The sequence below is a fragment of the Sutterella faecalis genome (genome assembly GCF_006337085.1).
In the GTDB taxonomy this organism is placed as follows: Bacteria; Pseudomonadota; Gammaproteobacteria; order Burkholderiales; family Burkholderiaceae_F; genus Sutterella; species Sutterella faecalis.
Genome location: NZ_CP040882.1, coordinates 1,391,392 through 1,404,177 on the forward strand (window position 1 = coordinate 1,391,392; position 12,786 = coordinate 1,404,177).

The following is a 12,786-nucleotide window of genomic DNA, read 5'->3' on the forward strand; positions in this document are numbered from 1 at the left end:
TGGAGGAAATCTTGACCCAGTTTGCCTATGCCGACCGCATCCCTGAAGCGATCCTTGCCTGGGGCGACGAACTCGCCCGGATCCGCCAGGACCTTCATGAACACCCGGAGCTCGGCTTCGATACCGCCCGCACCTGCGGCGTGATCGCAGCGAAGCTTCGCGAATGGGGCATCACCTGCGACGACTCGATGGTGCCGGGCGGCGTCATAGCCCTTGTTGAAGGTAATCGCCCCGGACCCACGGTTGCGCTTCGCGCCGACATGGATGCGCTGGCGATGCCGGACTGCTCGGGGAACCCCTGGCAGAGCGTCGTTGCCGACCGCTACCACGCCTGCGGTCACGACGGCCACGTCACGTGGCTCCTCGGCGCCATGCGGCGCCTCTCCCTCACGCGCGACTTCCCCGGCCGCGTGCTCGGAATCTTCCAGCCCGCGGAGGAAATCGGCCGCGGTGCAAGACGCGTCATTGAATCGGGCGTTCTCGAGAAATTCAATCCCCTCGAAATCTACGGCGCTCACGGCTCCACCGCCTTCCCGAAGGGCGAGATCAGCATTCATGCCGGCCCCGTGCAGGCGTCCTGCGACTTCTTCTACATTACGCTCAAGGGCCGCGGCACCCATGCGGCGCGCCCCCATACGTCGCTCGACCCGATTCCGACGGCGGCACTCCTCTCGGAGTCCCTCCAGACCATCATTTCTAGAAAGACCGATCCGACGCAGCCGGCGGTGCTCTCCATCTGCGCCGTTCAGGCAGGGAACATCAATGCTCCCAACGTAATTCCGGAATCCCTCACGCTTTCAGGCACTGTGCGCACGTTCGACGCGGGCGTGCGCACCATGATTGAAGCTGAAATGCGCCGCATGACCGAACACATTGCGCTCGCGCAGGGCCTCGGCTGGGAGATCCGCGTCGACAACCTGACGCCGCCCCTCATCAATTCAGCCGTTCCCGCAAGACATGCGAAGGCGGTTGCTGAAAAGCTTTTCGGCGCCGACTGCCCGGTCGACGTCCCGCTCTCCATGGCGGGCGAAGACTTCGCCGAATACGTGAACCGGATCCCCGGCATCCAGATGTACATCGGCATGGCCGACGACGCGCACAACGCGATGCTTCACAACCCGAAGTTCGACTTCAACGACGCCGTGCTCCCCGAAGCCGTCTGGTTCCTTTCCGAGATCGCGAGAACGCGTCTCGAGGAACTCGCCCGCTAGCTCTGAAGCCGCCCCCATTCCCATTTGAATCCGATTCTCTTGTCATTCTTGTCATGATGAAAAAACACTTCAGGGGCTTTGCCCTTGCGGCGGCCGCTTCCGCCGCGCTCCTCGCCGCGCTTCCCGCAGCTTCCTCCGCCAAGGAAATCACCGTCGCGGTCTCGGCCACCTTCTCGACCCTCGACCCCTACGACGCGCCCGACATCCTCACCCGCCTTGCGGCGAAGTCGATGTATGAAGGACTCTTTTCCTTCGATTCCAAAATGCAGCTTGTTCCCGAACTGGCTGAAAGCTACACGGTGACGCCGGATGCGAAGGTCTTCACCATTACTCTGAAGAAGGGCGTCAAATTCCATGACGGCACGGAATTCACGGCCGACGCGGTCAAGATGAATTTCGACCGGCTCCTTAATCCCGACAATCACCTCTCGCGCTACCAGGTCTACAAGTTCATCGACAAGGTCGAGGTGGTCGACCCCTACACCGTCCGCTTCACGCTGAAAGGCCCGCTCGCCACCTTCCCGCGGCGCCTTGCCATGTCGAGCACGCAGATGATGTGCCCGAGCCTCATCAAGGACGCGAAGGGAGTTGAAGGAAAGAAGATCACTGCCTTCAACGCCTGCGGCACGGGCCCCTACAAGCTCGAATTCTTCAATCCGAGCGAAAAGCTCGTCGTGAAGAAGAACCCTGACTACCGCCTGAAGGGGCTCCCGAAGCTCGACGGCATTACGTGGCTCCCGGTGATTGAGAACAGCACCCGCGCCGCGATGCTTCATACGGGCGAAGCGCAGTACGCCTTCCCGATGCCGAATGAACAGATCGCCTCCTTCAAGAATGATCCCAAGTTCCGCATCGAGACCGTGCCCTCGATCATGCAGCGCTACCTCTCGATCAATACGACCGTGAAGCCCTTCAACGACGTGCGCGTGCGCCAGGCGATCAACTACGCCATCAACAAGCAGGCGCTCGCCAAGGTTGCTTTCGCAGGCTACGCGGTCCCGACGGAAACCCTCTATCCGAAAGAAATTCCGGGCGCCGTCAAGCTCGGCCCCTGGCCCTATGATCCCAAGAAGGCGCGCGAGCTCCTGAAGGAAGCGGGCTACCCCGACGGCTTTACGACGGACCTCTGGTCGGCCTATGCCAACACGACGTCCTCAAAGGTCATCCAGTTCATTCAGCAGCAGCTCGCGCAGGTCGGCATCAAGACCCGCACGAGAATGCTTGAACCGGGCGTCCGAGCTTCCGTTGTCTACGGCGTCAAGAACCCGGCTGAATCCGGACTTCGCCTCTACTACGTCGGCTGGGCGGATGCGAGCATGGACCCCGACTGGGTGCTGAGGCCGCTCCTTGACTCCCGTCAGGCGCCGCCCAAATTCATGAATACGTCCTACTACTCGAATCCGAAGCTCGATGAACTTCTCGACAAGGCGGTGGCGACCCCCGACGACGCAGCGCGCTCGAAGCTTTACGAGGAAGCGCAGAAGATGGTCTGGAACGACGCTCCCTGGGCCTACCTCGTCTATGAGGTCGGCACGGCGGGCGCCGACGCGAGGCTCGTCAACTTCACGCTTCGTCCCGATACCGGCATCGACTTCATCAATGCCGAATGGAAGGAATGATTTGAGGGGCTTCTGCTCATAACAAAAGGCCGCCTGGGGAAGCATCGTTCTCAAAGAACGCGCTTTCCCCAGGCGGCCTTTTTGTTTTTCCGCTTCGACGCTTCCGTCAGACGCCTGGTTCGAGGGAAGCCGCCATCAGGCAGGCATTACGCCTTCTTGCAGACGTGCGAGCGTTCGTTGTAGACGCCCTCGACGTAGACGTTGAGATTCTTGTCGACGTGAGCCATGCCGCACACATTGTGCGGAAGCGGCCTTTCAACGAGGCCCTGGTTCACGATGTAGTGAATGCCGTTTCTCTCGGAATAGGCGCCCTTGTGGAAGTGGCCGCAAATGTAGGCCAAAACGCGGCCGCTCTTTTCCATCGCCTCGACCACTTCAGCCGAGTTGCGGATGAAGAAGGCGTCGGGGATCTTCTGCGACTTAGCATCCCAGGTGTTGACGAGCTGGTGCGTCATCACGATCACGGGTTCCTTCCCTTCAGAGAGTTCCTTTCTGAACCAATCCATCTCGACCTTCGGCACCACGGCGACGGCCCAGTTGAATTTGCCCTGGCTGTAGTGTTCGCCTTCGGCATTGTTGTAGCAGGCGTCGAGCACGATGTACTTGATGCCGCCCTTCACGAAGGAGTAGTAGGTGCGGCCGACGGCATCGCCCGCATTTTCGGTGTTGTCGAGGAAGTCGCCGAGCGTGATCTTGTCGAAGTCATGGTTGCCGCAGACGTGGTAGCGCGGCGCATTGGCGCGGCGGAATTCGCTTTCAACCGTCTGCAGGAACGCGATCGTGCCCGGGCGGTCGCCGTTGTCGAGGCAGTCCTTGAAGTCGCCCAATTCAATGACGAAATCGAGTTTGCGGGTATTGAAGAGATCAATCGCCTGGCGCATCTTTGCCATCGAATGCGCATAGACGCGGATCGAATCTTCCTTCGGAATCGTGCGCGTGGGGCTCGTGCAGTAGTGCACGTCCGTAATCCAGCCGAAGGAGGAAATCAGGTCCTTTGCGGGCGGGAGCGTGATCTGCGCTTCGGCAGGCGTGGCGGCAGAGGCCGAACGGATGACGGCAGGAGCAGCAAAGAGACCGGCAGCGGTCTGGAGGAACAAGCGACGCTTCATTTTCTGGGGTTCTCCACATTTTTGGAATTCAGTGCCGGATTGCCTTGCGATCGCGCTTTAATTTGAAGCGCCTCATCGCCTTCATCCGACGCCCTGAATTCTCAAATCTGCCCGTGACGGTTCAATCAAGGATTCATGAACTTTGCATGACGCTTGGGGGCGCCTTGAAAGGCATGCCCACTCCATTTCCCTTCGAAGCCCCCCGTACATCCGCTCACGAAGTCCCGCGGCAGAGCGCCCGAAAGACCGAATCCCTCCCGATAGAATGTCCGAAGGACTTTTGGCTTTCAGATTCATGTGAATTCGAAGACCTCCGGTCCCTTTCCTACTATTGAGACAAATACACATGCCGCTTCCCAAAGCTCCTTCACGACCCGCAGACATTCTTGAGGACTATGGCGCTCCCGCCAAGCCTCAGTCCGAACGGACGCTTCCCAAAGTGAAGAATGTTGTCGCACTTCTCGCCGACGAGCAGAAATCCGCCGTGAAGCCTGAGACCGAACAATCCAAAAAGCCGTCGCGGCGGACCCGCAAGCGCGTTTCCGCCCAGCCGGCTCCCGCACCGGCTCCGGCTGAAGCAGCGGCAGCGCCGAAGCCTGCTACCGAAAAGAAGTCCGCAAAGAAAACGAAGCAGGAAGCCTCGCCGGGCGCTGCGGAGACGAAGACGGCCCGCAAGGCCGAAGCCGTGAAGCGCACCCAGCCGCAGACCGCCGTCGAAGCGGAGAAGAAATCCCGGCCGACGGAGGAAACCTCATCGAAGACGCTCTCCGCCCAGGCCTCGAAAGCAAAAGCGAAGGCGAAGGGAAAGCCCTCCCGCACGCAGAAGGATGCCGCCGCCTTTGCGGGCGGCCGCTCTTCGTCCCCCGGCGTTCAGGGGTCGCTTCAGGGAAGAAAGGGCCGCGCGCGCGTGGCCGACGGTGAGCCGAGGCTCTTTGTTCTCGACACCAACGTGCTCATGCACGACCCGCTCTCGCTCTTCCGCTTTGCCGAGCACGACGTCTTCCTTCCGATGACGACGCTCGAGGAGCTCGACAACCACAAGAAGGGCCTTACCGACGTCGCGCGGAACGCCCGTTCGGTGAGCCGCACGCTCGACGCCCTGATTGAAGCGAACGACGGCAAAATCGATGCCGGGGTTCCGCTCGCGCTTCTCGGCAACGCCGAAGCGAAGGGCCGCCTCTGGTTCGAAACGAAGCCCCTTCACGAGGACCTCCCCGGAGAACTCGACCTTTCGAAGGGCGACAACCGGATTCTCGCAACCGTCGAAGGCGTGCGCAAAGCCTTCCCCGAGCGCGCCGTCGTGCTGGTGTCGAAGGACATCAACATGCGCATCAAGGCGACCACCCTCGGGATTCCGGCAGAGGACTACCTCTCCGACAAGGTGCTCGACGACACCGACATGCTCTATTCCGGGAAGCTCATGCTCGAACCCGGATTCTGGGACAAGGTTTCGCCGACGCTTCGCTCCTGGCAGGATCACGGCTCCACCTTCTACGAGTTTGAGGCGGACGACCCCTCGCGCTTCATCGTGAACGAATGCATCTGGATTGACGGCGACGAAAACTTCATGGGTCTCGTCACTCAGGTCCAGGGCAACAAAGTCACCTTCCGCCTGATGAAGGACTACCGCGCGAAGAGCCGCACGCGCGTCTGGGGCATCCACGCGAGAAACCGCGAGCAGAACATGGCGATCAATCTCCTCATGGATCCGGAGATCGACTTCGTCACGATTCTCGGTCAGGCCGGCACGGGCAAAACCCTCATGACGCTTGCCGCCGCGCTCACGCAGACGATTGACGAAAGGCGCTTCAGCGAAATCATCATGACCCGCGCAACAGTGAGCGTGGGCGAAGACATCGGGTTCCTCCCCGGCACGGAAGAGGAAAAGATGGCCCCCTGGATGGGCGCGCTCGAAGACAACCTCGAAGTCCTTCACTCCTCCGACACGGGCGGGGAATGGGGACGCCAGGCGACGATGGACCTCATCCGGAGCCGCATCCGCGTGAAGTCGATGAGCTTTATGCGCGGGCGCACGTTCCTGCAGAAGTTCGTCATCATCGACGAGGCGCAGAACCTCTCGCCCAAGCAGATGAAGACCCTCATCACCCGTGCGGGCCCGGGAACAAAGATCGTCTGTCTCGGCAACATCGCTCAGATCGATACGCCCTACCTCACGGAAGGAAGCTCCGGCCTCACCTACGTGGTCGAACGCTTCCAGGGCTGGCAGCACGCCGCCACGATCACGCTCACCCGGGGCGAGCGCTCGAGGCTTGCGGAGTTCGCGGCCGAAGCGCTCTAAAATCAATTCCATCACTGCCGCCCGATCAGACTGCTATGGCCTCAGGGCGGCATCATTTTCAACACCAAAAATGGCAGAAAACATGTTCAAGCGCACACTCTTAACCGGAGCGGTACTCTCCCTCGGCTTTGTTGCCGCTGCCCAGGCCGAATTCAAGGTCATGACGGTCAACGGCGAAAAGGTTTCCGTTCAGAGACAGGAAGAGGTCTACAACAACGCCGTCAAGGCGGGCGCCAAGGCCGGTCCTCAGCTCGAGGACCAGGTCCGCCGCGCGATCACCGAGGAAACGGTGCTCCTGCAGGAAGCCGCCAAGGCGCGCATCGAGCGTACGAAGGAATACCGCACGGCGATCGACCGCGCCGGAAAGCAGCTGAAGGTCCAGCTCCTTGTTTCCGAATACGCGAAGAAGAACCCCGTTTCCGACAAGGAAGCGCGCGCGGCCTACGACAAGGCTCGTGCCGCATACGGCGACACGGAATATCAGGTTCGCCACATTCTCGTGAAGACCCAGGACGAGGCGACGAAGCTGATCGAGCGCATCAACAAGGGCGAAAAGTTCGAGAATCTCGCCAAGCAGTATTCGATCGACCCGCAGTCGCGCGATCAGGGCGGTCTCGTCGGCTGGCTCGTCCCGAGCAATGTTGATCAGGCCTTCGGCAACGCCTTCAAGGTTCTCTCCGCGGGTTCGGTTGCTCAGGCGCCGATTCTCAACCAGTACGGCTACCACATCGTGAAGCTTGACGCGAAGCGAAAGGCTGAGAACTTCCCGACCTGGGAATCCCAGAAGCAGAGCCTCAAGGATCAGCTCTCCGAACTGAAGGCCAAGAACCACTTCGCCGAGCTCGTGAAGAAGGCCAAGGTGAATTAATTCGCTCTGCGCCTCAAAGCGAAGGAGTCATCCGGAAGATCCGAATGACTCCTTTCTTCTTTTTGCGGGAAGCAATCTGAAAGGCCTCAATCTTCCAGAAGCCCGAGCGCAAGCCTGCGCCCGAGATTGCCGTCGCGCACGGTCGGCCGCCGCACGGCCTCGGCGAGCACCTTGCGGCTCGAGAAGACATCGACCTTCCGCTTCGTGCGGGTGACGCCCGTATAGAGGAGTTCCCGGGTGGCGAGCCCCGAGTCCGGACGCTCGGGGAGGAATACCGCCACGCGCTCGAATTCCGAACCCTGGGACTGGTGAATCGTCATGGCCCAGGCCGTGTCGTGGGAGGGAAGGAGCTGCGCTGGAAGCGTCCGCTCCTGGTCGCCGAAATAGACGGTGTAGAGAATCCGCCCGCCCGTGCGGTCGATGCGCTCAATCACGGTCTGATCAAGGTTATTCTCCCCGGGCTCGGACGGGTCTGCGGCTTCCGTTCTCCCGCTCTCTTCGGCATGCACTTCTGCCCGCTGCGGGAGCACGATGCCGACGTCGCCGTTGTAGACCCCGAGGCCGTCATCGTTTCTGCGAACGATCACAACGCGCCCGGGATAATTTTCCCCGGCGCCTGCGCCGTCCGCCTGCGGCCAAAGTCTTCTCATCATCTCGTCGGCATAGTTGTTGATCGCCGTCACGCTCATCGCGCCCCGGCGCTGAGCGGCAAGCGCCCGGAATTCGGAGAGCCTCGCCCAGAGGGTCTTCATGAGGCCGAGAAGCTCCGCTTCCGGGGCACCCCGCATCCAGGCATCGCGATAGTTGAGAAGCGCCCCGGCGTAGCCTCCGAGCTCCCGGTCGAGCCACTCGCGCGCGGCCCGCGTCAACCCCGTGCGGTTGAAGACCTCGCGCTCGGCCTTGTCGGCTGCCGCCGGCATCTCCTCATGGAGAAGCGCCTGGTAGCCGCTTTTCTCGTCCTCAATGCCGGAAAAAGCAGCGAGCACACGCTCAAAGACTGCCGCTTCAGGGAGATGCGCAGCTTCGCCCTGATGGTTGATGGCTTCGGCGAGCCTTGCGATCACCGTACCTTTTTCAAAGCGCCGGCTCTTTTCGAGCTCGACCACGTGGCCGCCGAGGACGCACTTCGGATCGGAAAGTTCCGCAAAGACGGCGCCCGGTCCCACGGCGGCGAGCTGATGCTTGTCGCCCAGAATGATCACGCGGGTCCTGTCGCCCACAGCGTCGAAAAGCCGGGCGGCAAGGTGGATGTCCACCATGGAGGCTTCGTCGACCACGATCACGTCGACCGGGAGCGGATTTCCGAATCCCGGGAACCCGCCCGCAGGCGTGGGCGACAGGAGCCACTTGTGAATGGTGCGGCCCTTCACCTGGCGCTCGCCCTCGGGGCGCGCCTCATCCTTCGCGAGGACCTCGGAAAGCTTCGGCAGGAACCCGCGGCCGACGCTCATCCGCATCGACTGATCCATGCGGCTTGTGGCCTTTCCTGTCGGCGCCGCGAGCGCAATTCTAAGGTCAGGCTTTTCCTCGAGGAGGCACTCCAGAATCTGCGCAACGGTCGTGGTCTTCCCCGTTCCAGGGCCGCCCGAAATGATGGCAAGCGACTCGGTAACCGCCACTTCAATCGCCTTCTTCTGAAGGCTGTCGGCGCCCGAAGCCGCTGCGATCCGGCCGACGGCTGCCGAAACGACGGACGATGCCGGAGCTTCTGCGCCATGAGACGTCTTCTTGCCTGCGAGCCGCAGAAGCGCCTGCGCGAGCATCAATTCCTCGAGCGCAAAGCGCGCGAAATATAGACGCGTCTCAGCCGCGCTTCCGGTCTTGTCGTCGAGCAGAAGAGGCGCAAAGGCGCCTTCGCCCTTGCGTCGAAGATCGAGCTTTGCTTCCTCAATGAAGGGCTCGAGCCCCATGACGAGCCCGAGGTTCCTGAGGCATTTCACGCCTTCAAGGAAGCCTTCGAGCCGCTTTTCATCGCCCTTATCGCCTGCCTCATCCGCGCCGTCAGAGGGAGGCTTCCAGAAAAGCGCTGCACTATCCGCCCGAACGCAGACATTCCCGCGCTCCTCGGCTCGCGAAAAGGCATTCATGAGCGCCCGCACGGCGGGTTGAGCCTCCGCGGGAAGACTTTCACCCTGCGCCTCCAGATTTCTTTCAACCGCACGGAGAAGCGCATCTCCAAGGCCCGGAAGGCCTCCCAGAGGGAGCGAATTTTCAAAAACTCCGGCCATCAGCATTCTCCGGCAAAAAGTTGGTCAAGCCGCCTGATGACGGCGGGGCTCACGGGATCGAAAACAATGCCCTGCGGGTGATCCGGAGTCGTTGCATCCGCGCGCACGCCGCGCAGAAACACATAAATGGCGCCCCCGATCATGTCGTCTCGGAAGTGCTCCCCGAGGCGGGTCTGCAAAAATCTTCTCAATGCCACAAGATAGATGAGGTACTGCAGTCGATAGAGATGACGGCGCATTTCCTCATCCATTGCTTTTTCCTCATACCCTTCGGCCTCGGACGAAATCTTGTTGCTCTTCCAGTCGAGGACGTAAAAGCGCCCGTCATGCATGAAGGCAAGGTCGATGAAGCCCGTGAGGAACCCTTCGAGCGACTCGGGACGGAGGTCGCCGAAGTCGTACTTGTCGGGGTTGAGCTTTCGAAGCTCGTCCGCGAGCCGCTCTGCCGTGAGCCCCTTCGGTATCGGAATCAGAAATTCAAGCTCCGCGCTTCTTGCGCGCTTCGGAACATTCTTCAGAAATAATCCCGGCGCAATTTCCGCATTGAGAATGTCGTAAATCATCTGCGCCGCACCCTCTGCGGCGAGTTCCCGGGCCGCGTCGTCAGCAAAGGAAAGATGCTTTTCGACTTCCCGTCCGCAAAGCTCCAGTCTTGCGGTGCGGGCCGCCTCCGAATCAAGCGCCATCCCGGCAAAATCCGCAAGTTCGAGCATTTCATGGAGACACGTACCCGCCTGCGCGCCCTTGGGGAACGAGAGAATGTCTCCGGCTGTCGGCACCTTTTCGGCTTCGCCGTACCAGACGGAAAAGCCCGAGCCGTCATCCTCGGCCATGCGGGAAATGCCGGTGAAGCTCGACGTCCTCCAGCCTCCGCGGACGTCGCGCGCCTTCTCCGCATCAAAGTCGGACGGCTTCGCTTCCGACTGCACCTGAAAGCCGTCGGTTTTTCCGGCTTCCGCAAGGCGCGAAAAATCGCGAAGGTCGACCGTGCCGGTGTTCTGCAGCCTCTGAAGAAGCTTCGAAGCTGCAGCGGCCGTCAGGGTCTTCTTATCCTCCCCTCCGCAGAGCGCAGCAAAGTAAGGATTCTTGTAAGTGAAGGCGGCCCAAGAATCGGGCGACTTTTTGCTCATCGACGCCTGAGGAAGCATGACGACCAGGTGCTTGGCTGCACGCGTCATGGCCACGTACGCGAGACGCACGTCCTCTTCGATTGCTTCGCTTTTTTCACGCTCATCGGCGCTGCTCGGCACGTGGCTCAGAAGAAGATTCAGACGCCCCTCGTCGTCGGGCACCAGGTGCACGGAGGACTGGCTGCAGTTCGTGAATCTCTTCTGCGCAAAAGGCAGATAGACGATCGGATACTGAAGCCCCTTGCTCGAATGAATGGTCTGAAGGGTGACCAAATTGGCGTCGCTCTCGAGCCTTACCTTCTGATCTTCCGCGGAGTCTCCGCTCGTTTTCTGGTTCTCAAGCCACTCGGCGAGGCCGCCAGGCGTCGGCACCGTACGGTGCGCGGCATGAAGGAGTTCAAGGAGATGCGCATAGTTGACGAGCCTGCGCTCGCCCTCAACGCAGGGCAAAAGCCTTTCGCTGGTCCTGCAGAGCGCCATCAGCCGGCGAACGGCAGGCGCCGGTCCGCTCGAAGGCCAGCGGCGGGCGCCTTCCTCTAGGACTCTTCTCAATTCCACGCGCCGCGCTTCATCCTCTTCATCGTTCTCCAGCGTTTTGAGCGTATCGCCGATCAGGCGCGTTGCTCTTGCCGCATTCATCGCGTGCAGGTCCCCAGGCGCAGCAAAAGCGCGAAGGATCAGAATCATCTCAGCCGCTTCTTCGGTTGCGGCCACGCTTTCCCTCAGCTGATAGCGTACGCGGATGCCGCGTTTGCCAAGCGCATCCTTCACAAGGAGCGCATCGCTGTTGGCGCGCACAAGGACGGCAATATCCCGGGCCTCAACCCCGCGCACGGACGAGGGGCCGCCCCAGGGCGAAAGATCAAGTCCCTCGATCGGCGTTTCCCCGGCCTCCGCGGCAAGAACGGCTTCGCCCCTCGCGCCCGCGTCAATTAATTTGGCAATCGAAAGTCCGAGCGCTGCCATTGAAGACGCTTTGACGTCATCCGCATTCTCGCAAAGACTTCCACCCGCATCTGTCCAGATTTCAAGCGGCAGGGGTTCCTTCCAGCCGTCTCCCTCCCGCACCCAGAGACCGGTTTTCGAGGGAGAACTATCGACCGTCTGATAAGCGAGACCCTCCCTCAGGAAGGGAAGCCCCGTCGGCGCCGTCATCCAGAAGGCATTGAAGGCAGCAACGAGCTTCGGCGACGAGCGGTAATTCGTCATGAGCGCTTCCGTGCGGCCGATTTCGGCAATGCGCTTTCTCGCGCGGAGATAGGTATTGAGGTCCGCCGAACGGAAACGATAGATCGCCTGCTTCGGGTCGCCCACGAAGAAGATGGCGCGGCCCTCGCGCTCAGCCTGAATGTCGGGTGAGGCGTTTTCGTCATAGACCGAGAGGAAAAGCTTCTCGACAATGGCGTACTGAATCGGATCCGTATCCTGGAATTCGTCGATGAGAACGCCCCGATAGGTGCTTCTCACGCGCCGGGCAAGGCGATCGGCCTGCCGGCAAACCTCCTCGGGAGCATCCGCCCCCGGGAGCAGACGGTCGTAGAGTTCGCGCAGGAGGTCGTTGAAGGTCTTCACCCCAGCGTTCTTCTTCATGTCAATGAGACGCCCGGGCACCTCCGTCATGAAGGCGCTCACTGCCGCCTGAACAGAAGGCGAGAGATTGTCGAAATCCGTCCATCGACGGGGAACGAGGGACTCGGGGTAGTCGGCGAGTTCCCCGAGCTTTTTGTCCCAGTCCTTGCCATCGACGAGTTCCCGGCGGTCCTCTTCCTCAGGCATGCTGTCCAAAGATCTCCGAAGGAAATCCCGCACAGCGTCGGAGCGGAATTTGTCGTCCGATTGGGCAAGATCAAAGTTGATGGTGCCGCCCGACGAAAAGGCGTTATCTTCAATCACCTTCTGGCAGAAGCCGTGAATCGTGAAGATGCCGGCATTGTCAAAGAGCGCGAGCGACTCGCGGATGCGGTCCTCCGCATCCGCATCATCCATTCCCATGCCGCGCCAGAGACCGATCTGCTTCACCGTGAGCGCGTCGGCATCCGCGGGCGCAATCGTTCCGGTAAGGAGGCCGAGCGCTTCCGTGAGGTGCGACTCAATGCGGGCCTTCAGTTCCGCCGTTGCCGCACGCGTGAAGGTCATCACGAGGAGATGGTTGATCGGGATTCCGGCTTCAACGATGAAGCGAAGCACCAGATGCTTGATCGAAAAGGTCTTCCCGGTGCCGGCCGACGCCTCTAGCAGCGTCGGCACGAGCAAAGGCGCCGATGCAACGTCAAATCCCGGGTTCTTCTCTTTCTTTTCCGTTGTCATTTTTATTTTCCCCCG

The 12,786-nt window shown here is 60.9% G+C and carries 7 protein-coding genes; 4 read left to right on the forward strand and 3 right to left on the reverse strand.

Annotated features, from left to right (window positions below; genetic code table 11):
* Positions 1 to 11 precede the first annotated feature (11 nt).
* Both FG381_RS05615 and FG381_RS05620 read left to right on the forward strand, forming a co-directional pair.
* Positions 12 to 1,211 carry a M20 metallopeptidase family protein gene (locus FG381_RS05615; protein ID WP_139687917.1) on the forward strand — a complete coding sequence of 400 codons (1,200 nt, stop codon included), beginning with the start codon at positions 12 to 14 and terminating at the stop codon, positions 1,209 to 1,211.
* A 56-nt stretch (positions 1,212 to 1,267) separates the two neighbouring features.
* On the forward strand, positions 1,268 to 2,830 hold the full coding sequence (locus FG381_RS05620) for an ABC transporter substrate-binding protein (RefSeq protein ID WP_139689144.1): 1,563 nt from the start codon (positions 1,268 to 1,270) through the stop codon (positions 2,828 to 2,830).
* A gap of 146 nt (positions 2,831 to 2,976) precedes the next feature.
* On the opposite strand, the gene FG381_RS05625 is transcribed toward FG381_RS05620, so the two are convergent.
* The gene (locus FG381_RS05625) at positions 2,977 to 3,939 is read right to left on the reverse strand and encodes a metallophosphoesterase (protein WP_139687918.1); all 963 of its coding nucleotides are present in this window, start codon (positions 3,937 to 3,939) and stop codon (positions 2,977 to 2,979) included.
* Between the two features lie 346 nt (positions 3,940 to 4,285).
* On the opposite strand from FG381_RS05625, the gene FG381_RS05630 reads away from it, so the two are divergent.
* Entirely contained in the window at positions 4,286 to 6,238 is a 1,953-nt protein-coding gene (locus FG381_RS05630) for a PhoH family protein (protein ID WP_174857856.1), read from the forward strand.
* Positions 6,239 to 6,320: 82 nt separating this feature from the next.
* A complete protein-coding gene (locus FG381_RS05635; RefSeq protein WP_139687919.1) occupies positions 6,321 to 7,106 on the forward strand; it encodes a peptidylprolyl isomerase in 786 nt (261 codons plus the stop codon).
* A gap of 86 nt (positions 7,107 to 7,192) precedes the next feature.
* Here FG381_RS05635 and FG381_RS05640 read toward each other — a convergent pair whose 3' ends face one another.
* Positions 7,193 to 9,334 carry an AAA family ATPase gene (locus FG381_RS05640; protein WP_193222508.1) on the reverse strand — a complete coding sequence of 714 codons (2,142 nt, stop codon included), beginning with the start codon at positions 9,332 to 9,334 and terminating at the stop codon, positions 7,193 to 7,195.
* Positions 9,334 to 12,771, reverse strand: a complete 3,438-nt coding sequence (locus tag FG381_RS05645) for a UvrD-helicase domain-containing protein (RefSeq protein WP_139687921.1) — start codon at positions 12,769 to 12,771, stop codon at positions 9,334 to 9,336. Before FG381_RS05645 ends, FG381_RS05640 begins: the two co-directional genes overlap by 1 nt.
* Positions 12,772 to 12,786 lie beyond the last annotated feature (15 nt).

Bases quoted from the DNA above. Each gene is read 5' to 3' on its own strand.
- FG381_RS05620 (WP_139689144.1), top strand. From the start codon at position 1,268: ATGAAAAAACACTTCAGGGGCTTTGCCCTTGCGGCGGCCGCTTCCGCC.
- FG381_RS05625 (WP_139687918.1), bottom strand. From the start codon at position 3,939: ATGAAGCGTCGCTTGTTCCTCCAGACCGCTGCCGGTCTCTTTGCTGCT.
- FG381_RS05630 (WP_174857856.1), top strand. From the start codon at position 4,286: ATGCCGCTTCCCAAAGCTCCTTCACGACCCGCAGACATTCTTGAGGAC.
- FG381_RS05635 (WP_139687919.1), top strand. From the start codon at position 6,321: ATGTTCAAGCGCACACTCTTAACCGGAGCGGTACTCTCCCTCGGCTTT.
- FG381_RS05640 (WP_193222508.1), bottom strand. From the start codon at position 9,334: ATGGCCGGAGTTTTTGAAAATTCGCTCCCTCTGGGAGGCCTTCCGGGC.
- FG381_RS05645 (WP_139687921.1), bottom strand. From the start codon at position 12,771: ATGACAACGGAAAAGAAAGAGAAGAACCCGGGATTTGACGTTGCATCG.